The sequence below is a fragment of the Streptomyces sp. NPDC051567 genome (genome assembly GCF_044454165.1).
In the GTDB taxonomy this organism is placed as follows: Bacteria; Actinomycetota; Actinomycetes; order Streptomycetales; family Streptomycetaceae; genus Streptomyces.
On the sequence record NZ_JBITDK010000008.1, the window covers coordinates 48855 to 68079 of the forward strand.

20 protein-coding genes and 1 tRNA gene are annotated in these 19225 nt (G+C 72.2%); 12 read left to right on the plus strand and 9 right to left on the minus strand.

Annotated elements, in window-relative coordinates:
* The first annotated feature begins 17 nt into the window (after nt 1–17).
* The 3 genes from ACIA5F_RS11865 (at nt 18) to ACIA5F_RS11875 (ending at nt 2260) form a co-directional block, all read left to right on the plus strand.
* Nucleotides 18–194, plus strand: coding sequence for a hypothetical protein (locus ACIA5F_RS11865; protein WP_399351862.1), 177 nt, complete (start codon nt 18–20; stop codon nt 192–194).
* A 78-nt stretch (nt 195–272) separates the two neighbouring features.
* Nucleotides 273–1592 (plus strand): cytosine deaminase, encoded by a 1320-nt coding sequence (gene codA / locus ACIA5F_RS11870; protein ID WP_399351863.1) that lies wholly within the window; start codon nt 273–275, stop codon nt 1590–1592.
* A 152-nt stretch (nt 1593–1744) separates the two neighbouring features.
* Nucleotides 1745–2260 (plus strand): DUF5956 family protein, encoded by a 516-nt coding sequence (locus ACIA5F_RS11875; protein WP_399351865.1) that lies wholly within the window; start codon nt 1745–1747, stop codon nt 2258–2260.
* Between the two features lie 61 nt (nt 2261–2321).
* Here the strand turns inward: ACIA5F_RS11875 and ACIA5F_RS11880 are convergent, their stop codons facing one another.
* The 3 genes from ACIA5F_RS11880 to ACIA5F_RS11890 all read right to left on the minus strand — a co-directional run bounded on the left by ACIA5F_RS11880 (nt 2322) and on the right by ACIA5F_RS11890 (nt 4343).
* The gene (locus ACIA5F_RS11880; protein ID WP_399351866.1) at nt 2322–3017 is read right to left on the minus strand and encodes a hypothetical protein; all 696 of its coding nucleotides are present in this window, start codon (nt 3015–3017) and stop codon (nt 2322–2324) included.
* Between the two features lie 183 nt (nt 3018–3200).
* A tRNA-Pro gene (locus ACIA5F_RS11885) sits at nt 3201–3274 on the minus strand.
* 130 nt (nt 3275–3404) lie between these two features.
* Nucleotides 3405–4343, minus strand: a complete 939-nt coding sequence (locus tag ACIA5F_RS11890; protein WP_399351868.1) for a metallophosphoesterase — start codon at nt 4341–4343, stop codon at nt 3405–3407.
* A 67-nt stretch (nt 4344–4410) separates the two neighbouring features.
* On the opposite strand from ACIA5F_RS11890, the gene ACIA5F_RS11895 reads away from it, so the two are divergent.
* Entirely contained in the window at nt 4411–4872 is a 462-nt protein-coding gene (locus tag ACIA5F_RS11895; protein ID WP_399351870.1) for a GatB/YqeY domain-containing protein, read from the plus strand.
* A gap of 188 nt (nt 4873–5060) precedes the next feature.
* Here ACIA5F_RS11895 and ACIA5F_RS11900 read toward each other — a convergent pair whose 3' ends face one another.
* Complete coding sequence (locus tag ACIA5F_RS11900) at nt 5061–7214, minus strand: transglycosylase domain-containing protein (RefSeq protein WP_399351872.1); 2154 nt, start codon at nt 7212–7214, stop codon at nt 5061–5063.
* 395 nt (nt 7215–7609) lie between these two features.
* Here ACIA5F_RS11900 and ACIA5F_RS11905 point away from each other — a divergent pair, with 395 nt between their 5' ends.
* Nucleotides 7610–7960: a WhiB family transcriptional regulator gene (locus ACIA5F_RS11905; RefSeq protein WP_399351977.1), complete on the plus strand. Its 351-nt coding sequence runs from the start codon at nt 7610–7612 to the stop codon at nt 7958–7960.
* Nucleotides 7961–7989: 29 nt separating this feature from the next.
* Here ACIA5F_RS11905 and ACIA5F_RS11910 read toward each other — a convergent pair whose 3' ends face one another.
* A complete protein-coding gene (locus ACIA5F_RS11910) occupies nt 7990–9423 on the minus strand; it encodes an ArsA family ATPase (RefSeq protein WP_399351874.1) in 1434 nt (477 codons plus the stop codon).
* Complete coding sequence (locus tag ACIA5F_RS11915; RefSeq protein WP_399351877.1) at nt 9420–10406, minus strand: ArsA family ATPase; 987 nt, start codon at nt 10404–10406, stop codon at nt 9420–9422. The genes ACIA5F_RS11910 and ACIA5F_RS11915 overlap by 4 nt, the downstream gene beginning before the upstream one ends.
* A 96-nt stretch (nt 10407–10502) precedes the next feature.
* On the opposite strand from ACIA5F_RS11915, the gene ACIA5F_RS11920 reads away from it, so the two are divergent.
* The 4 genes from ACIA5F_RS11920 to ACIA5F_RS11935 all read left to right on the plus strand — a co-directional run bounded on the left by ACIA5F_RS11920 (nt 10503) and on the right by ACIA5F_RS11935 (nt 13070).
* Entirely contained in the window at nt 10503–10664 is a 162-nt protein-coding gene (locus ACIA5F_RS11920) for a DUF4177 domain-containing protein (RefSeq protein ID WP_399351879.1), read from the plus strand.
* The gene (locus ACIA5F_RS11925; protein ID WP_399351881.1) at nt 10661–11134 is read left to right on the plus strand and encodes a RidA family protein; all 474 of its coding nucleotides are present in this window, start codon (nt 10661–10663) and stop codon (nt 11132–11134) included. Before ACIA5F_RS11920 ends, ACIA5F_RS11925 begins: the two co-directional genes overlap by 4 nt.
* A 188-nt stretch (nt 11135–11322) precedes the next feature.
* The gene (locus tag ACIA5F_RS11930; RefSeq protein ID WP_399351883.1) at nt 11323–12228 is read left to right on the plus strand and encodes an NUDIX hydrolase; all 906 of its coding nucleotides are present in this window, start codon (nt 11323–11325) and stop codon (nt 12226–12228) included.
* Entirely contained in the window at nt 12225–13070 is an 846-nt protein-coding gene (locus tag ACIA5F_RS11935) for an MBL fold metallo-hydrolase (RefSeq protein ID WP_399351885.1), read from the plus strand. The genes ACIA5F_RS11930 and ACIA5F_RS11935 overlap by 4 nt, the downstream gene beginning before the upstream one ends.
* Before the next feature lie 216 nt (nt 13071–13286).
* On the opposite strand, the gene ACIA5F_RS11940 is transcribed toward ACIA5F_RS11935, so the two are convergent.
* On the minus strand, nt 13287–13961 hold the full coding sequence (locus ACIA5F_RS11940; protein WP_003981529.1) for a Crp/Fnr family transcriptional regulator: 675 nt from the start codon (nt 13959–13961) through the stop codon (nt 13287–13289).
* 251 nt (nt 13962–14212) lie between these two features.
* On the opposite strand from ACIA5F_RS11940, the gene nth reads away from it, so the two are divergent.
* The 3 genes from nth to ACIA5F_RS11955 all read left to right on the plus strand — a co-directional run bounded on the left by nth (nt 14213) and on the right by ACIA5F_RS11955 (nt 17208).
* Nucleotides 14213–15076 (plus strand): endonuclease III, encoded by an 864-nt coding sequence (gene nth / locus ACIA5F_RS11945; protein ID WP_399351887.1) that lies wholly within the window; start codon nt 14213–14215, stop codon nt 15074–15076.
* Between the two features lie 160 nt (nt 15077–15236).
* The gene (locus ACIA5F_RS11950; RefSeq protein ID WP_399351890.1) at nt 15237–15992 is read left to right on the plus strand and encodes an NUDIX hydrolase; all 756 of its coding nucleotides are present in this window, start codon (nt 15237–15239) and stop codon (nt 15990–15992) included.
* A gap of 13 nt (nt 15993–16005) precedes the next feature.
* Nucleotides 16006–17208 (plus strand): MarP family serine protease, encoded by a 1203-nt coding sequence (locus ACIA5F_RS11955; protein WP_399351979.1) that lies wholly within the window; start codon nt 16006–16008, stop codon nt 17206–17208.
* Nucleotides 17209–17745: 537 nt separating this feature from the next.
* Here ACIA5F_RS11955 and ACIA5F_RS11960 read toward each other — a convergent pair.
* Together ACIA5F_RS11960 and ACIA5F_RS11965 are read right to left on the minus strand one after the other, a co-directional pair.
* A complete protein-coding gene (locus ACIA5F_RS11960) occupies nt 17746–18693 on the minus strand; it encodes an alpha/beta fold hydrolase (protein ID WP_399351892.1) in 948 nt (315 codons plus the stop codon).
* Complete coding sequence (locus ACIA5F_RS11965; protein ID WP_399351894.1) at nt 18690–19148, minus strand: phage holin family protein; 459 nt, start codon at nt 19146–19148, stop codon at nt 18690–18692. Before ACIA5F_RS11965 ends, ACIA5F_RS11960 begins: the two co-directional genes overlap by 4 nt.
* Nucleotides 19149–19225 lie beyond the last annotated feature (77 nt).

Here is a 19225-nt window from a genome sequence, read left to right on the forward strand (position 1 = left end):
TCCGAGGAGGAGTGATCATGGCCAAGAAGGCTCGTACGGGCCACCACGGCCACCACGGCCACCAGGATTCAGAGCGGGAGACAGCGAAGAACACGGCAGCCGAGGCACGGGCCAAGGCCGCGGTCCGGGAGGTCCAGTCCGTCACCGAGAAGACACGGGGCATGCGGCAGAAGGCCCAGGCCAAGCGCGGCTGAGTCCGGCAACGGCTCCCCGGCCGGCCCGCGATCGGCCGTCCCCCGGCGGGTCGCGGGCCGCCTGCGTAGGCTGAGGACATGCGGATGATCGTCCGAGGCGCCCGGCTGTCGCACACCGAAGGGGACGGCCCGCGTGGCCTGTCCGACGTCGAGGTCGGCGAGGACGGCCGCATCGCGCGCGTCGTCCCGTACGACGACCGGAAGGAACCACCCGCCACCGGCACCCTCGTCGAGGCCCGCGGCGCCCTCCTCACCGCCCCCTTCGTCGAACCGCACATCCACCTGGACACGGCCCTCACGGCGGGCGAACCGCGCCCGAACGTCTCCGGCACGCTCTGGGAGGGCATCGCCCGCTGGAGCGAACGCAAGCGGACCCTGACCCGTGAGGACGTGATCGCGCGCGCCACCGAGGTGCTGCGCTGGCAGGCGGCCCAGGGCGTGCTGCACGTCCGGACCCACTGCGACGTCACCGACCCCTCCCTGACCGCGCTCGACGCGCTGCTGGAGGTCCGCGACCGGGTGCGGGGGTTCATGACGCTCCAGATCGTGGCCTTCCCGCAGGAGGGGATCGTCTCCTTCCCGGACGGCGAGGCGCTGCTGCGCGAGGCGGTGGCCCGCGGCGCGGACGTCGTCGGCGCGATCCCGCACTTCGAGGACACCCGCGAGGACGGCGTCGCGTCCCTGGGCATCGCCTTCGCGGTGGCCGAGGAGTACGGGCTGCGCGTGGACGCCCACTGCGACGAGATCGACGACGAACAGTCCCGGTTCGTGGAGGTCCTGGCCACCCTCGCCCTCCGCTCCGGCCTGCGCGAGCGGGCCACGGCCTCCCACACGACGGCGATGGGCTCCTACGGCGGCGCCTACAGCTTCAAGCTGCGGCGCCTCCTGTCCCGTTCCGGGATCAACCTCGTCTCCAACCCCTTCGCCAACCTCAACCTCCAGGGCCGTTTCGACGGCTACCCCCGGCGCCGCGGCCTCACCCAGGTCAAGGAGATGCTGGCGGCGGGCGTCAACGTGGCCTTCGGCCACGACGACGTGATGGACCCCTGGAACGCGCTCGGCACCGCCAGCCCGCTCCAGACCGCCCTGGTCGGGCTGTACGCCGCCCAGCTCACCGGGGACGCCGAGATCGCCACGGCCTTCTCGATGGTGACGGACCGCGCGGCCCGCGTCCTCGGTCTCGGCCCCGACGAGTACGGCATCACCGAGGGCGCCCCCGCCTCCTTCGCCCTCCTCCCGGCCCCGACCCCGCAGGAGGCGATCCGCCGCCAGGTCCGCCCCAGCCACGTCGTCTCCCACGGCACCCTCCTCGCCGAAACCCCTCCCACCCCGACCCGCCTCACCTGGCCGGGCGAAGGGCCGACGGAGGTCGATTTCAGCCGGAGCCACCCGAGCTGACGGCACACCGGCCCCTCGGCCACCTCCCGGTGGTCCCGCTGGACGGGGCGGGGCCGAGGCCCGCCCGCTTCCTGCCGACCGGGCACCCCACGCCTCGTCCCGCCCCGAGGTGGCGCCCGGCGCGCGGACCCGCCCGGCGGTAACCTGCGCGCATGTCGTGGGACGAGGACGGAACACCGCACCCGCTCGCGCTGCGCCGCACCGGCCGCAGCGAACAGGAGCCGGACCGGCTGCCCGAGATCCGGGAGCTGGAGGTGCTCGGCTGGGAACCGGCGCCCGAGGACGCGCTCTGGGTCTTCCTCCCCTACGTCTGGCCCCCGACGGCCCGCACCTGGGTCCCGGACCGCTCCACCCGCTGGGCGGTGGAGACCCGCCTGGACGGCCACGGCCACATCACCGGTGTGGAGTGCGCCCCGCTCTCCGGGCCCGACCGCGACGACCTCGACCGCGAGGCCGACGCCGCCCTCACCGCACTGGGCCTCCCACCCCGCCCCCGGCACCGCCTGTGGCTCCTGCGCCCGGTCGGTCCCTTCCCCACCGTCGAAGCGGTCCTGACCCACCTCCACACACGGGCCACGGCCCGCGCGCTCCCCCTCCGCCCCTCCCCGGAGCTCCTGACCCTGACCCACACGGAACTCACGGCTCTCACCGGACCCGGGAACGGGTGAACGCAGGGCAGAAATCGATGGGTGAAGGCGGGGAACCGCGTTCTCCGACGCATTCCGGCGGTCAGGGAACTTGCGGGCCGGCCCCGAACTCATGGGACAACGAGGCAGGGAAGACCACACGGCCCACGTCCGTGAGCGACCCCACAGGGCTGCCCGGTACTGCCGGGACGGCGGCCAGCTCCCGCCACATCTCCCAGGTCACCTGCCACAGTCCGGGCAGGACCTTGGAGTGGACGGCCCCTCGCGAGCGGCTTGCCGCCTGGTTCCTCGGGCGCCACACCCCGTCGGCCTGCCTCCGCCGGCTGTTGAGCGGAGGAGACGTGGCCAGTTGGAGCAAGTGCTCCAGGGCGAGACCGCACACGGCCGGCCCCAGCTCGGCGACGGCCGCACGATCCGCGGCAGGTGCTTTCTCCACGAGTTCCGGCCAGCGCACCACCACGACCCGCTCCCATACTTCCGGAGGCAAGGTGTTCGCCAAGTGGTGGCTCTCGCCGACGGGAAGGTCCCTCAGCCGGCGCTGGGCTTCCTGCGTCTGACCCACGTAACAGAGCCCCACTCCGGGCGCGAAGACACCGTAGAGGGCCGGCCCCGTGACGGACGACGAGCCCGCTGCGGACTCGGTCAGCAGCCTTCCGACCTCGTGGGCGAACCGGAAGCGCTGGTCCTGCCACACCCCGAGGCGGTGCCCGTCCGAAACGAGCGTCTCCAGTGAGGCACGCCAGAGGGCGTACGCACCTTCGTACTCCTGATCACTCACGCGACCAGTCTGAGGCACAGCCGTGACCGGCATGAGCGGGTCGGACGGCCAACCGCCCCGGCGCCCGCGAGGGGGCGGCACCCCAGAATCGCCCCGAGGAGGTACCCGCTCGGCCGGTCAGGCACACGAAAAGATCCCCCACCCTACTCACGTGAGTAGGTGGGGGATCTTTTCTTTCAGCTGTCGGGGTGGCGGGATTTGAACCCACGACCTCTTCGTCCCGAACGAAGCGCGCTGCCAAGCTGCGCTACACCCCGATCGTCGCCCTTGCAGAGCTTGCTGCCGTGGCGACATCGATTACTTTAGCGGACCGTCGGCCGGAGACGAAATCCGGTTTCGCGCGGCGGGCGCGGGGTCGGCGGGGGCTCGGGGAGGGGGAGCGGGGCGTCAGGCCTTCGGGGTGAGGGTCAGCAGGGTCGCTTCCGGCGGGCATGCGAAGCGGACCGGGGTGAAGCGGTTCGTGCCGCAGCCGGCGGAGACGTGGAGGTAGGCGCGGTGGCTGTCCGTCTCGTGCGTGGAGAGGCCCTTCACCCGCTTGGTGTCCAGGTCGCAGTTGGTGACGAGGGCCCCGTAGAAGGGGACGCACAGCTGCCCGCCGTGCGTGTGGCCCGCGAGGATCAGCGGGTAGCCGTCGGCCGTGAACGCCTCCAGCGCGCGCAGGTACGGGGCGTGCACCACGGCCAGCGAGAAGTCCGCGTCGGCCTCCGGTCCGCCCGCCACCCGCTCGTAGCGGTCCCGCTTGATGTGCGGGTCGTCCAGTCCGGTGAAGGCCAGCTCCAGGCCGTCCAGCTTCATCCGCGCCCGGGTGTTGGTGAGGTTCAGCCAGCCGGCCGCGTCGAAGGCGTCCCGCATCTGCTCCCACGGGTTGTGGACGACGCCGACGACCGGCTTGTTGCCGTTCAGCCCGTGCCGGCCCTGGGTCTTCTCGATCAGGTAGCGCCCGGGGTTGCGCGGCCGGGGCCCGTAGTAGTCGTTGGACCCGAAGACGTACGCCCCGGGGAACTCCATGAGCGGACCGAGCGCGTCCAGTACCTCCGGCACGCCCTCGGTGTCGGAGAGGTTGTCGCCGGTGTTCACGACGAAGTCCGGGCGCAGGCCGGCCAGGGACTGGAGCCAGGCGCGTTTCTTGCGCTGCCCGCCGACCATGTGGATGTCCGAGACCTGGAGGACGCGCAGCGGGCGCATCCCCTGGGGCAGGACGGGCACCGTGACCCGGCGCAGGCGGAACGACCGCGCCTCGAAACCGGCGGCGTAGGCCACACCCGCGGCCCCCACCGCCGCGATCCCGGTGGCCACCTTCAGGGGTACTCCGTAACGCGCGCGCATGGCCCCATCGTCGCAGACCAGGGAAACCGGCGGGCGCCACCGCCCCCGCACCTGGCAGACTCAGGTCATGACCACGCTCAAGGACAGGCTCCGGGAAGACCTCACCACCGCCATCAGGGAACGCGACGAGCTGCACTCGTCCACCCTGCGACTGACCCTCTCCGCCATCACCAAGGAGGAGGTCGCGGGTACGGCGGCACGCGTGCTTTCCGACGAGGAAGTCCTCAAGGTGATCGCCAGGGAGGCGAAGAAGCGCCGCGAGGCCGCGGAGGCGTTCGCGCTCGGCGGTCGCTCCGAGCAGGCCGCGCGGGAGACCGCGGAGGGCGAGTTCCTCGACACCTACCTGCCCAAGCAGCTCACCGACGACGAGCTTGAGGCGATCGTGACCCAGGCCGTCGCGGAGGCCCGGTCGGCGGGTGCCGAAGGGCCGCGGGCCATGGGCGCCGTCATGAAGATCGTGAACCCGAAGGTCGCCGGTCTGGCGGAGGGCGGCCGTGTCGCCGCCCTCGTCAAGCGGCAGCTGTCCTAGTTCCTGCCGTCACGGTCCTGCCCGGCCCGCCGCGTCCCGCGGTCACCCGGTCGGCGGACAGGGACGGCGGAGCGGTGGAACAGCGAAGGAGGGGCCCCGCCGGATGCGGAATCCGGCGGGGCCCCTCCTTCGTGGCCCGGGCCCGGGTGGACGACCACCCGGACCCGGCGTGACCACCTCGCGGTGCGCTACCTCCCGGACCGGTTCGGGCCGGGGGTCGGGGGGGAGCTGGGGTTCGTGCCCGGCCTGTTGCCGCGGGGCCCGCCGGACGAGGGCGAGGTGTCGGCGATCGGCACCGTGGTGAAGCTGGGCGCCTCACGGCCGGACAGCGCGCCCGAGACCGCGTTCTTCCAGATCGGACCGGGCAGACCACCACCGAAGACCTTGTCGTACGACTTGCCGCCGATCACGATGTTCTCCATCGTGATCTTCTTCGCGCCGCCCGAGCCGACCCATACGGCGCCGGAGATGTTCGGGGTGTAGCCGACGAACCAGGCGTTGTACCGGGCGTCGGTCGTACCGGTCTTGCCGGCGCTGTCGCGGTCGGTCAGGCCGGCCCGTTCACCGGTACCGGAGTCGACCACTCCGCGCAGCAGGGTGTTGATGGTGTCGGCCGTGGCCGTCGACATCGCCCGGTCGCACTTGCTCTTCGGCACCGCCAGCGCCTTGCCGTGGGTGTCGGTGATCGACTCGATGGCGATCGGGGTGCAGTAGACCCCGCGGTTGGCGAAGGTGGCGTACGCGTTGGCCATCGTCAGCGGGGACATCTCCTCGGAGCCGAGCGCGATGGCCGGACCGTCCGCCATCCTCGCGCCGCTCGCGGGGGCCACGCCCAGCTTCTGCGTCATCTGCGCCACCGGGCAGAGGCCGATCTCGCCGATCATCTCCACGAAGTACGTGTTGATCGACTTCTCCATGGCCGTCTTCAGCCCGTAGGGGCCGATCTCGTCCTCGGTCTCGTTCTTCGCCGTCTCGTCCTTGAGGTTGATGTAGTCGGTGCCGTCGCAGCGCGGGATCGGGCTCGGGTACTCCATCTTGTTCGGCGACGCGTACGTCTTGGTCGGCGACATGCCCCGTTCCAGGGCGGCGGCGGCGATGAACGGCTTGAACGTCGAGCCGACCTGGAAGCCGAAGTTGGAGCCGCCCATCCGCTTGTCCACGGAGTAGTTGATCTGCGTCTCGTTCTTGCCGAAGCCGTACGGCTTGGACTGACCCATCGCCAGCACCCGTCCGGTGCCCGGCTGGACCATGGTCACGGCCGTCGCGATCTTGTCGTCCTCGTAGACGTGGTCCTTGATCGACTCGTTCGTCGCGTCCTGCGCCTGCGGGTCCAGGGTCGTCCGTACCGTCAGACCGCCCTGGTTCCAGACCTTGGCCCGCTCCTCGCGCGTCTTGCCGAAGACGGAGTCGGTCAGGAAGGAGTTGCGGACGTAGTCGCAGAAGAAGCCCGCGCCCTTGACCGCCGTGATGCAGCCGTTCTTCGGGCGGGTCACCTTCAGCTGGACCGGCTTGGCCTTGGCCGCGTCCGCCTCCGCCTGGGAGACGTCCTTGATGTCGGCCATCCGCTGGAGCACGATGTTCCGGCGCTTGGTCGCCTCCTGGGAGTCGTTCACCGGGTCGTACCGGCTCGGCGACTGCACGACGCCCGCCAGCAGCGCCGCCTCCTCCAGTGCCAGGTCCTTGGCCGGCTTGCTGAAGTAGCGCTGGGCCGCGGACTCGATGCCGTACGCCTGCTGCCCGAAGTAGGTGATGTTCAGATAGTTCTCAAGGATCTTCTTCTTGCCGAGCTCCTCCTCCACCTGGATCGAGTACTTCAGCTCGCGGATCTTGCGGCCGAGACTCTTCTCCTGCGCCTCGCGCACCTTGGTCTCGTCATTGCCGGCCTCTTCGACGAACACGTTCTTCACGTACTGCTGCGTGAGCGTCGAGGCTCCCTGAGCGGCGCCGCCCTCCTGCGCGTTGCGGTTGACCGCGCGCAGGATGCCCTTGAGGTCGATGGCGCCGTGCTCGTAGAAACGGGAGTCCTCGATCGCGACGATCGCCTTCTGCATGTACGGGGAGATGGCCGTCAACGGGACCACCTGCCGGTCACGCGAATAGACCGTGGCGATCAAGCCACCCTCGGAGTCCAGAATCGTGGTGCGCTGGCTCAGCGGGGGTGTCTTGAGATTGGCCGGGATCTCGTCGAATCCCTCTACCGTGCCTTTGGCCGCGAGTCCCAGGGCGCCTGCGCCCGGGATCGCCATGCCGGCCAACACAACTCCGGAGAGAACGGACACTCCGAGGAACTTGGCGGCCTGCTGGCTCCCCGTGAGCCCGCCGCCCGAGCGCTTCTTTCCCATGAGGGCAGCCTACGTTCTCATTCACCGGACACACGTGAATGCCTTGGCCTAAGCTGTGCCCAACTGTCACAGCAGTGTGGCGCCGCATCAACCTCGCGGCTTGATTTTCACCCTTCCCGAATGGGTGGACGGATGTCCGAATCTCGTCCATCGCACGGAGTTCGGCCCCTCCACTCTTCGCCGATTTCACCCGAATCGCGCGAATGGTCGGGCATGTCGCCGGATCACTCCGTCGGGTGATCTGCCGCTTACCCATAGTCCGTTCGGACCATTCAAGATTGGGCCCGACGGGGGTGTTGCCGGGTGCTCGCCTTCCGTAACGTCCTCAACTGGCAGCGGTGAATATGCCGCTGCCGCCGTGGGGGAGCCTCGATTCGGGAGAGGACGGCGCCGGGATGGGCTGGGTTACCGACTGGAGTGCGCAGGCAGCCTGCCGCACTACCGATCCGGATGAACTGTTCGTTCAAGGAGCGGCACAGAACAGGGCCAAGGCGGTGTGCACCGGATGTCCGGTGCGGACCGAGTGCCTGGCCGACGCGCTCGACAACCGTGTCGAGTTCGGCGTGTGGGGTGGAATGACCGAGCGGGAACGACGCGCGCTGCTGCGCCGCCGTCCCACCGTCACTTCGTGGCGACGGCTGCTCGAAACCGCCCGCACGGAGTACGAACGCAGTACGGGCATCCTCACCGTGGATGTGGACGTGGAGATCGACGTTCCGTACGAAACCTACGCGGCGGCCGGGTAGACCACCCGCGCACCACGTCGTACGAACGCCTACGCTCCGGCCGGAACCCCGGCCGCGAGTCGCTCTCCGACGGCCCGCAGCCCGGTGAGATCGTGCACGTCGCCGGGCAGGGCGGCCACTTCGGCCACCGCCACCTCCGGATGCAGTGAGGTGAAGCGGTCGCGCGTACGCTGCTCGCGCGCGATCACCCGCATCCGTTCCGCGTGCAGGCGCAGCAGGCCCGCCGTGATCTTGTCCACGTCCGCCGCACGGCCGTCGGCACCGCTGCCGTCGCCGCCCTCGTCATCGCTGTCTCCGTCGTTCCCGCCGTCGGCGCGGTCGGGACGGTCGGCGTGGGGGGAGCCGGTACCGGGAGCGCCCGCGTCGGCGTCACGAAGTTCAGCTTTCCCGGACTCCTGATCGACCATGCCGCCTTCCTCAAGATTCTCTGCGGCGGCCAGTGCCCGCTCGGCGGAGAGCCGGTCGGCGCCGCTGCCGTGCACCCGGTTCAGGACCAGCCCGGCCAGCGGCATCCGCTCCGCGGCCAGCCGCTCCACGAAGTACGCCGCCTCGCGCAGGGCGTCCGGCTCGGGCGCCGCGACCACCAGGAAGGCCGTACCGGGAGCCTGCAGGAGCCGGAACGTCGCGTCCGCGCGGGTGCGGAACCCGCCGAACATCGTGTCCATCGCCGCCACGAAGGTCTGCACGTCCTTGAGGAGCGAGGCGCCCACCAGCTTGCTGAGCGTGCCCGTCATCATCGACATGCCGACATTGAGGAACTTCATCCCCGCCCGGCCGCCGACCTTCGCCGGAGCCGTCAGCACCCGGATGAGCTTCCCGTCCAGGAAGGACCCGAGGCGCTTCGGCGCGTCCAGGAAGTCCAGCGCGGACCGGCTCGGCGGGGTGTCCACGATGATCAGGTCCCAGTCGTCCCGGGCCCGCAGCTGCCCCAGCTTCTCCATCGCCATGTACTCCTGCGTGCCCGCGAAACCGGCCGACAGGGACTGGTAGAAGGGGTTGGCGAGGATGGCCCGCGCCCGCTCGCCGTCCGCGTGCGCCTCGACGATCTCGTCGAAGGTCCGCTTCATGTCGAGCATCATGGCGTGCAGTTCGCCGCCGTCGCGGCCGACACCGGGCCCACCGCCGTCCCGGCCGGCACCCTCACCGTCGCTCCCGGGGCCGCCGCCGTCGTTCCCGTGGCCGCCCCCGCCTGTTCCGTTCACGTCCCGCACCCTGCGCGGGGTGTTGTCCAGCGAGTCGATGCCCATCGACTGGGCGAGTCTGCGCGCCGGGTCGATGGTGAGGACGACCGCCTTCCGTCCGCGCTCCGCCGCCCGGACGCCCAGCGCCGCGGCGGTGGTGGTCTTGCCGACCCCGCCCGCCCCGCAGCACACGATGATCCGGGTCCCGCGATCGTCCAGCAGCCGGTCGACGGCCAGCCGCGGCGGTGTGTCCAGGCCCACGATGTCCCACCCCTCGCTCATGCGGTCCCCGCCCCCGCCTGCTCGCGGAGCGCGGCGGCCAGCTCGTACAGCCCGGCCACGTCCATCCCCGCGCCGAGCAGCGGGAGTTCGTACGCCGGTACGCGCAGCTCCTCCAGCACGGTGCGCTGGGCCCGCTCCAGCTCCACCCGGCCGGCGTGCTCCGCGGCCTGCGCCAGCAGCGGGTCCACCAGCTGCTCGGCCCGCTCGCCCCGGCCCGCGCCGCCCAGCCCGGCCCGGGACAGGGCCCCGGCCACGTCGGCGCGCCGCTCACCGGCCGCCGCGCGCAGGGTCCGCTCGTCGAGGTGGTGCGGCCGGACCATGTTGACGACGACCCGGCCGACCGGAAGCCCGGCCTCCGTCAGTTCCGCGATGCCGTCCGCGGTCTCCTGGACGGGCATCTCCTCCAGCAGCGTGACCAGGTGCACGGCCGTCTCCGGAGACTTGAGCACCTTCATGACGGCCTGTGCCTGGTGGTGGACCGGCCCGAACCGGGCCAGCCCCGCCACCTCGTCGTTGACGTTCAGGAACCGGGTGATCCGGCCGGTCGGCGGGGCGTCCATGACCACGTGGTCGTAGACGTACCGGCCCGTCCTGTCCTTGCGCCGCACCGCCTCGCACGCCTTGCCGGTCAGCAGGACGTCCCGCAGACCGGGCGCGACGGTCGTCGCGAAGTCGATGGCGCCGAGCTTCTTGAGCGCGCGTCCGGCGGAGCCGAGCTTGTAGAACATCTGGAGGTAGTCGAGCAGCGCCCGTTCGGCGTCGATGGCGAGCGCGAACACCTCCCCGCCACCGGGGGCGACGGCGATCTTCCGTTCCTCGTACGGGAGCGCCTGCGTACCGAAGAGCTGTGCGATTCCCTGCCTGCCCTCGACCTCCACCAGAAGAGTCCGCCGGCCCTCGCGTGCGAGGGCGAGCGCGAGTGCCGCGGCGACCGTGGTCTTGCCGGTGCCGCCCTTGCCGCTGACCACCTGGAGCCTGCTCACAGCGTCCGAGCCTAACGACCCGTCCCCGGAGGCGTGCAGGAGCCCCGGGGACGGGTGTGCGTGAGCCCTGCGGGGCGAGGCACTACGCTCGCCCCCATGACCAAGAAGTTCGAATACGCGACGGTCCCGCTGCTGGTCCACGCCACCAAGCAGATCCTGGACACCTGGGGCGAGGACGGCTGGGAGCTCGTCCAGGTCGTGCCCGGCCCGAACAACCCCGAGCAGCTCGTGGCCTACCTCAAGCGGGAGAGGGCATGAGCGGGGCGGTCGAGGCGAGGATCGCCGAGCTCGGCCTGATCCTGCCCGAGGTCGTCCCGCCGCTGGCCGCGTACCAGCCGGCCGTCCGGTCGGGCTCCTACGTGTACACCTCGGGGCAGCTCCCGATGGTCAAGGGCAGCCTGCCCGTCACCGGCAAGGTCGGCGCCGAGGTCTCGGCGGAGCAGGCCAAGGAGCTGGCCGCCACGTGCGCGCTGAACGCCCTGGCCGCCGTCAAGTCCGTGACCGGTGACCTCGACCTGATCGCCCGTGTCGTCAAGGTCGTCGGCTTCGTCGCCTCGGCCCCGGACTTCACGGGCCAGCCGGGCGTGATCAACGGGACGAGCGAGCTGCTGGGCGAGATCCTCGGCGACAAGGGCGTCCACGCCCGCAGCGCGGTCGGTGTGGCGGTCCTGCCGCTGGACGCGCCCGTCGAGGTCGAGATCCAGGTCGAGCTGGTTCCCGGGGCCTGACCTTCCCGATCCGGTGTTCACGGGCCACGGCCGCGCGCGGAGCGCGACCGTGGCCCGTTCCGCGTTCCGGGGGCCGGAGCCCTGGCGGGGCCTGGTCCGGGCCCCGCCAGGGCCGGTCCGGGCGGGTCCCGGGCGGGTCCGGGCGGGGGGCTCTCGAACATCGGGCCGGATGGCCGTAGCATCCCGTCATGCCGCCCCATGCTCAGAACGGTCAGCGACAGCCCTCCCCCGGAGGCCAGTGGTACCCGCCGGAGTGGCCCGACCGCATCCGCGCGCTCGCGGCCGGCTCGCTCACCCCGGCCGCGCCCCGCCGCGCCGCCACCGTCATGCTGCTGCGCGACACCCCTGCCGGACCCGCCGTGCACATGCTGCGCCGCCGGGCCTCCATGGCCTTCGCCGGGGGCGCGTACGCCTACCCCGGCGGCGGGGTCGACCCGCGCGACGAGGACCGTGCCGTCGGCTGGGCGGGTCCGTCGCGGCGGGAGTGGGCCGCGCGGCTCGGGACCGACACCGCCACCGCCCAGGCCATCGTGTGCGCGGCCGTGCGCGAGACCTTCGAGGAAGCGGGCGTCCTGCTCGCCGGGGAGGGCCCGGACACCGTCGTCGGCGACACCACCGGCGAGGAGTGGGAGGCCGGCCGGCGGGCGCTCGTGGCCAGGGAGCTGTCCTTCGCCGAGTTCCTCGGCAGCCGGGGCCTGCGGCTCCGCTCCGACCTGCTCGGGGCCTGGGCGCGCTGGATCACCCCGGAGTTCGAGCCCCGCCGCTACGACACCTGCTTCTTCGTCGCCGCGCTCCCCGGGGGCCAGCGCACCCGCAACGCCTCCACCGAGGCCGACCGGACCGTCTGGATCAGCCCGGCCGACGCCGCCGACGGCTACGACCGGGGCGAGCTGCTGATGATGCCGCCCACCATCTCCACCCTGCGCTCCCTGGAGCCTTACGCGCGCGCCGCCGAGGTGCTCGGCGCCGCCGCCGGGCGGGATCTCGCCCCGGTGCTGGCGCGGGCCGTGCTGGACGGGGACGAGCTGGTGCTCAGCTGGCCGGGCCACGACGAGTTCACCCGGCGGGTAAGCCCCGGAGGTACCCCCTCGTGACCGATGCCGCCGCCCTGCCCGGCCGGCCCCGCGCGGCCGTCACCTCCGGGCCCGCGACCGCCCGCGCGGTCAACGTGCTGGCCCCCAACGCCTCCGCGATGACCCTGGACGGGACCAACACCTGGATCGTCGCCGAGCCCGGCTCGGACCTGGCCGTCGTCATCGACCCCGGTCCGCTGGACGAGGCCCACCTGCGTGAGGTCGTCGCCACCGCCGGGCGGGCGGGCCGGCGGGTCGCCCTCACCCTGCTCACCCACGGCCACCCCGACCACGCCGAGGGCGCGGGCCGCTTCGCCGAACTCACCGGTACGAAGGTCCGCGCCCTCGACCCCGCGCTGCGCCTCGGCGACGAGGGGCTGGCCGCCGGGGACGTGATCCGGACCGGCGGGCTGGAGCTGCGCGTCGTGCCGACCCCCGGGCACACCTCCGACTCGCTCTGCTTCCACCTGCCCGCCGACGGGGCCGTCCTGACCGGGGACACCGTCCTCGGCCGCGGCACCACGCTCGTCGCCCACCCCGACGGCCGGCTCGGGGACTACCTGGACTCGCTGCGCCGGCTGCGCTCGCTCACCGTGGACGACGGGGTCCACACCGTCCTGCCGGGCCACGGGCCGGTGCTGGAGGACGCGCAGGGCGCCGTCGAGTACTACCTGGCCCACCGAGCGCACCGCCTCGCCCAGATCGAGACGGCGGTGGAGAACGGTTTCGTCACCCCCGAGGAGGTCGTGGCCCACGTCTACGCGGAGGTGGACCGCTCGCTGTGGCCGGCCGCGCGGTGGTCCGTACAGGCGCAGCTGGAGTACCTGCGGGAGCACGGCCTGATCCCGGGCGGACCGGAATGACCCGGCGGCCCCGGCCCGGCCCGGGCGGGGGCCTGACCGGCCCCTGACCCGGGGTACGGGCGCTCCGCGGCCTCCCGGGGCCGGGGAGCGGGCGGGGACGCGCGAAAGGGCCCCGCCCATCGGGCGGGACCCTTCACGACGGCCGGCCGGTCTCCGGGCGTCATCCCCCGGCCCTCAGCCGTCAGATGTCACACAGCACACGCCGTACGGCGTGTGTCAGCGGGACCGCTTCGCCAGCCGCTCCACGTCCAGCAGGATGACCGCGCGGGCCTCCAGCCGGAGCCAGCCACGGCCCGCGAAGTCGGCCAGGGCCTTGTTCACGGTCTCGCGGGAGGCGCCGACGAGCTGCGCGAGTTCCTCCTGCGTCAGGTCGTGGACGACGTGGATGCCCTCCTCCGACTGCACGCCGAAGCGGCGCGACAGGTCGAGGAGCGCCCGCGCCACGCGGCCCGGGACATCGGAGAAGACCAGGTCGGACATCTGGTCGTTGGTCTTGCGCAGGCGCCGGGCGACGGCGCGCAGCAGCGCGGTCGCGACCTCGGGCCGGGCGTTCAGCCAGGGCTGGAGGTCTCCGTGGCCCAGGCCGAGCAGCTTGACCTCGGTCAGCGCGGTGGCGGTGGCGGTGCGCGGGCCCGGGTCGAACAGCGACAGCTCGCCGATCAGCTCGCCGGGGCCGAGGACGGCCAGCATGTTCTCGCGGCCGTCGGGGGAGGTGCGGTGCAGTTTCACCTTGCCCTCGGTGACGACATACAGCCGGTCACCGGGGTCGCCCTCGTGGAACAGTGCGTCACCACGTGCGAGGGTCACCTCGCCCATGGAGGCGCGGAGCTCCGCGGCCTGCTCGTCATCGAGCGCCGCGAAGAGCGGGGCACGCCGCAGTACGTCGTCCACGAGTCTCTCTCCTATGTCGACCAGCTCAGGGGAGCGTGCTCCCCATTTTGCCGGACGGCTCAAACAGTGCGATCAGTCACAAGGATGCCGGACGTCAGGGCGTGGTGTGCGGCGAGAGGCCGATCGGGGTGGTGTTACCTGAGGTCCGGGCGGCTGTCGGCGACCGGCCCTAGGCTGGTCGGGTGTCCAATAACCCGGTGAGAGCACAGGCCAAGGGGTCCACAGGAGTGACGAGGCTCCGCGATTCAGCCGTGGGCGAACAACCCCCTGAGAAGGCGTCCACGAAGGCCCCGGCCCGTCCTCAGGGCAAAGGTTCGGCCAAGAAACCGAAGGCGGTCAGGCCCGAATCCCACCTGGCCATGGTCCGCCGGGCCCGCCGTATCAACCGCGAACTGGCCGAGATCTATCCGTACGCCCACCCGGAGCTCGACTTCCGCAACCCCTTCGAGCTGCTGGTGGCCACCGTGCTGTCCGCGCAGACCACCGACCTGCGCGTGAACCAGACCACCCCGGCCCTCTTCGCCGCCTACCCGACCCCCGAGGACATGGCCGCGGCGGCCCCCGAGCACCTGGAGGAGATCATCCGGCCGACCGGGTTCTTCCGGGCGAAGTCCAAGTCCCTGCTCGGCCTCTCGCAGGCCCTGCGGGACAACTTCGGCGGGGAGGTCCCGGGCCGCATCGAGGACCTGGTGACCCTGCCCGGAGTCGGCCGCAAGACGGCCAACGTGGTCCTGGGTAACGCCTTCGGTGTTCCGGGGATCACGGTGGACACCCACTTCGGCCGCCTGGTCCGCCGCTGGAAGTGGACCGGGCAGGAGGACCCGGTGAAGGTCGAGGCGGAGATCTGCGCGATCTTCCCCAAGAGCGAGTGGACGATGCTGTCGCACCGTGTCGTCTTCCACGGACGCCGGATCTGCCACGCGCGCAAACCGGCCTGCGGTGCCTGCCCGATCGCCCCGCTCTGCCCGGCGTACGGGGAGGGCGAGACCGATCCGGAGAAGGCGCGGCTGCTGCTGAAGTACGAGAAGGGCGGCCGTCCGGGCCAGCGGCTGAGCCCGCCCCCGGACTACCCGGGGCTTCCGGCGCCGCCGCTGGGCGGTGCCACGGAGTCCTGACCGGCCCGCGGCCCGCGGCGGACCGGCCCGGTGGAGCGGCGGACCGGAGCGGCGGACCGGCCCGGCGGAGCGGCGGGACAGGTCGGCGGACCGGCCCGGCGGAACGAATCGGTACCCGGACCGCGTTGGGCGGTGTGGGAGAACATGGACAGGGGTGCCTATGACTGGGGCGACGCAGAACCGGCCCACGGAGTTCGCGGGACCGGCCGGGGCCGAGGGGCCCGCCGCGCGCGCGAGACCGGCACCGGCCGCCCCCGCGGTCTCCGTCGCCGGTCTGCCCGGGTGGCTGGAACCGGTCGAGCGGGCCGCCCGGACCGTCGAGCCGCTCCAGCTCAGCAGCTTCCTGCCGCCCGAGGACGGCGGAGGCCGCCAGTCCGCTGTCCTCGTCCTCTTCGGCGAGGGTCCCCGCGGCCCCGAGCTGCTGCTCATGGAGCGCTCCGGGAGCCTCCGTTCGCATGCCGGTCAGCCGTCCTTCCCCGGTGGCGCCCTCGACCCGCAGGACGGCGACCCGCGGACCACCGGCCCGCTCCGCGCCGCCCTGCGCGAGGCCGAGGAGGAGACCGGCCTCGACCCCGCCGGGGTCCAGGTCTTCGGGGTGCTGCCCCGCCTCTACATCCCGGTCAGCGAGTTCGTCGTGACCCCCGTCCTCGGCTGGTGGCGGGCCCCCAGCCCGGTCGGCGCCGTGGACCCGGCCGAGACGGCGCGCGTCTTCACCGTCCCCGTGGCGGATCTCACGGACCCCGCGCACCGCGTCACCGTCGTCCACCCCGCCGGTTACCGCGGCCCGGCCTTCACCGTCGCATCGGCTCTGGTCTGGGGTTTCACCGCCGGGGTGATCGACCGGATTCTGTACTTCGCGGGCTGGGAGCGTCCGTGGGACCGCTCGCGGCAGGTCCCGCTGGACTGGAGCGCGTGAGACGGTGACCCACGTGAACGTGCTGGACATCCTGTTGCTGCTCGCCGCCGTGTGGTTCGCGATCGTCGGTTACCGCCAGGGGTTCGTCGTCGGCATCCTGTCGGTGACCGGCTTCCTCGGCGGTGGCCTCGTCGCCGTGGCCCTGCTCCCGCTGGTCTGGGACCGGGTGACCGACAACGGCACCCAGGTCTCGCCCACGGCCGTCGTCCTCGCCGTCGTCGTGGTCATCGTCTGCGCCTCGATCGGCCAGGCGTTCACCACCCACCTCGGCAACCGGCTCCGTCGCCACATCACCTGGTCACCGGCGCGCGCGGTCGACGCGACCGGCGGCGCGCTGGTCAACGTGGTCGCGATGCTGCTGGTGGCCTGGCTGATCGGTTCCGCGCTCGCCGGGACCTCCCTGCCCACCCTCGGCAAGGAGGTCCGCGCCTCCCAGGTGCTCCTCGGCGTGTCACGTGTGATGCCCAGCCAGGCGAACACCTTGTTCTCGGACTTCAGCTCCACCCTCGCGCGGAGCGGCTTCCCGCAGGTCTTCAGCCCGTTCGCCGACGAGCAGATCACCGAGGTCAAGGAGCCCGATCCGGCCCTCGCGCACGGCTCCGTAGCCGAGCAGGCCAAACGTTCGATCGTGAAGGTCGTCGGCACCGCGCCCACGTGCAGCAAGGTGCTGGAGGGCACGGGCTTCGTCTTCGCGCCCGGCAAGGTGATGACCAACGCGCATGTCGTCGGCGGGGTGATCGAGCCCACCGTGCAGGTCGGCGGCGAGGGCAAGCTCTACGACGGCAAGGTCGTGCTCTACGACTGGGCGCGCGACATCGCCGTCCTGGACGTGCCCAGCCTGAAGGCTCCGCCACTGGAGTTCACCGACAAGGACGCGGTGAGCGGCGGCGACGCGATCGTCGCGGGCTTCCCGGAGAACGGCGGCTACGACGTCCGCGCGGCCCGGGTCCGGGGCCGGATCAACGCCAACGGGCCGGACATCTACCACCGGGACACCGTCCGCCGCGACGTCTACTCGCTCTACGCGACGGTCCGCCAGGGCAACTCCGGCGGACCGCTGCTGGCGCCCGACGGCAAGGTGTACGGGGTCGTCTTCGCGAAGTCCCTCGACGACCCGAACACCGGCTACGCGCTGACGGCGGACGAGATCCGCGACGACATCCGGCTCGGCACGACCGCCGACCGCCGTGTCGACAGCCAGGGCTGCGCCCTCTAGGCCCTGTCGTCAAAGTGATGCCGGTAAGGCCCGTGGCGCCCGGTGCCGTGCATCGCAAGGCGGAGGGGTGCCCGTAGTACTGGAGTACTTGGGCGCTCCGGCAACGCGGTGAGGTGCGGTGCCGGGCGTCGCGGGCCAGGCATCACTTTGACGACAGGGCCTAGGCCCGTCCGACCGGAAAGGTCCACCGGCCCGCGCCGCCCGGTACGGCAGCAGGGCGGGCCGGTGGTGGTCATGTCCGGGTGTGGCGCAGGCGCGCGGAGACCCAGCGGGCCCTGCGGCGCAGGATGCGGGAGATTCCGAGTCGGGGGTCGTGGCCGTGCCGGCCCGCCCTCTCGTGGGGGCCCGGCGGGGTGGCCGGGCGGCTTTCGTGTGCGGTGTCACCGTAGTCGTCGTGCGTCCAGCCCATACATCGAGCTGTGCCCGTGGCCCAAGGTCGGTAATCCCGTCCGGGGCGGCCAATTGGCCTATGCGCGCGGCAAGTGAAGGAGGGCCCGGCGGGCGCCCCGGCGGGCGCCCCGGCGGGCCGACGGGTGGTCAGCGGTCCGGCTCGGAGTCCTTGAGCCAGTTGACCAGCTCGGCGGAGAAGGCCGCCGGGTCCTCCTCGTGCGGGAAGTGCCCCAGGCCGTCGAACAGCCGCCAGCGGTACGGGGCTTCGACGTACTCCCCGGAACCCGCCGCGCTCCGCGTCCGCATCACCGGATCGAGCGAGCCGTGCAGATGCAGCGTCGGCACGCGCACCGGCCGCTTCATGCGCCGGTTGAACTGGAGCCCGTCCGGGCGGGCCGTCGACCGCATCATCCAGCGGTACGGCTCGATCGAACAGTGCGCGGTGGACGGGATGCACATGGCGCGCCGGTAGACGTCGACGTCCTCGTCCTGCGGCGGGCGCGGCCCCGACCACTCCCTGATCAGGCGCCCCACGAGTTCCCCGTCGTCGGCGATGAGCTGCCGCTCGGGGACGAAGGGCCGCTGGAAGCCCCAGATGTGCGAACTCGCCCGGGTCTGCCCGAAGTCCGACAGCATCGCCGAGCGCCAGCGGCGCGGGTGCGGCATGGACGAGACCACGAGCCGGCGCACCAGCTTGGGCCGCATCACGGCCGCCGTCCAGGCGAGGTAGCCGCCCAGGTCGTGCCCGACGAGGGCGGCGTCCGGCTCGCCGAGGGAGCGGATGACCCCGGTGACGTCGAGGGCGAGGTTGGCGGGGTCGTAGCCGCGCGGGGTCCGGTCGCTGCCGCCCACCCCGCGCAGGTCCATCGCGACCGCCCGGTAGCCGGCGTCGGCGAGCGCGGTCAGCTGGTGGCGCCAGGTCCACCAGAACTGCGGGAAGCCGTGCAGCAGCAGCACCAGCGGCCCGTCGCCCAGTTCGGCCACGTGGAAGCGGGCGCCGTTGGCCGCGACGTCCCGGTGCGTCCAGGGGCCCTCCCGCCGGACCACCGAGGCGGCCGTGGGGGGAGTGCTGGAGTCCGGCGTGGGCGCTGTCATGAGGAGGAGCGTGTCACACCCAGGGCCTGCTCACTCACCGGTCGCGGGTGCGGCTTGACGGTCCCTACGATCGCCGCGGTCTGCTTGACCGAGGCGATGGTCCGCTCCGGCGGCTTGACCTTCTTGAACTTCGCCACGGCCAGCAGCACCAGCAGGAGCGCGATCAGCAGGAAGGCCGCGCCCACGATCAGGAAGCACCAGACCAGGCCGAGTCCGGTGCTGTGGATTCCATAGGCCGCGGAGAAGCTCAGCACCGGGAGGGAGAAGAGCGCGAGCACTCCGGCGGCCACGGCCGCGCCGCTGCCGATCCCCGCGCGCCTGACGTCCTGGCGGAGTTCCGCCTTGGCGAGGGCGATCTCGTCGTGCACCAGGGCGGACATCTCGGCGGTGGCCGAGGCGACCAGCTGGCCGAGTGTGCGCTCGGCTCCTCGCGCCTCTTGGTCCACTGCGCTCATCACTCTCTCCCTCTTGTCGTCTGCCGCCGGGGCCGTCCGTGACGTCTGTGCCGTCGGCGGCTTTCGGCGGCTGTCCC

What these genes read in the sequence shown, in the direction of transcription:
- ACIA5F_RS11865 (WP_399351862.1), top strand. Translation starts at nt 18, where the DNA reads ATGGCCAAGAAGGCTCGTACGGGCCACCACGGCCACCACGGCCACCAG.
- codA (WP_399351863.1), top strand. Translation starts at nt 273, where the DNA reads ATGCGGATGATCGTCCGAGGCGCCCGGCTGTCGCACACCGAAGGGGAC.
- ACIA5F_RS11875 (WP_399351865.1), top strand. Translation starts at nt 1,745, where the DNA reads ATGTCGTGGGACGAGGACGGAACACCGCACCCGCTCGCGCTGCGCCGC.
- ACIA5F_RS11890 (WP_399351868.1), bottom strand. Translation starts at nt 4,343, where the DNA reads ATGCGCGCGCGTTACGGAGTACCCCTGAAGGTGGCCACCGGGATCGCG.
- ACIA5F_RS11895 (WP_399351870.1), top strand. Translation starts at nt 4,411, where the DNA reads ATGACCACGCTCAAGGACAGGCTCCGGGAAGACCTCACCACCGCCATC.
- ACIA5F_RS11900 (WP_399351872.1), bottom strand. Translation starts at nt 7,214, where the DNA reads ATGGGAAAGAAGCGCTCGGGCGGCGGGCTCACGGGGAGCCAGCAGGCC.
- ACIA5F_RS11905 (WP_399351977.1), top strand. Translation starts at nt 7,610, where the DNA reads ATGGGCTGGGTTACCGACTGGAGTGCGCAGGCAGCCTGCCGCACTACC.
- ACIA5F_RS11910 (WP_399351874.1), bottom strand. Translation starts at nt 9,423, where the DNA reads ATGAGCGAGGGGTGGGACATCGTGGGCCTGGACACACCGCCGCGGCTG.
- ACIA5F_RS11920 (WP_399351879.1), top strand. Translation starts at nt 10,503, where the DNA reads ATGACCAAGAAGTTCGAATACGCGACGGTCCCGCTGCTGGTCCACGCC.
- ACIA5F_RS11925 (WP_399351881.1), top strand. Translation starts at nt 10,661, where the DNA reads ATGAGCGGGGCGGTCGAGGCGAGGATCGCCGAGCTCGGCCTGATCCTG.
- ACIA5F_RS11930 (WP_399351883.1), top strand. Translation starts at nt 11,323, where the DNA reads ATGCCGCCCCATGCTCAGAACGGTCAGCGACAGCCCTCCCCCGGAGGC.
- ACIA5F_RS11950 (WP_399351890.1), top strand. Translation starts at nt 15,237, where the DNA reads ATGACTGGGGCGACGCAGAACCGGCCCACGGAGTTCGCGGGACCGGCC.
- ACIA5F_RS11960 (WP_399351892.1), bottom strand. Translation starts at nt 18,693, where the DNA reads ATGACAGCGCCCACGCCGGACTCCAGCACTCCCCCCACGGCCGCCTCG.
- ACIA5F_RS11965 (WP_399351894.1), bottom strand. Translation starts at nt 19,148, where the DNA reads ATGAGCGCAGTGGACCAAGAGGCGCGAGGAGCCGAGCGCACACTCGGC.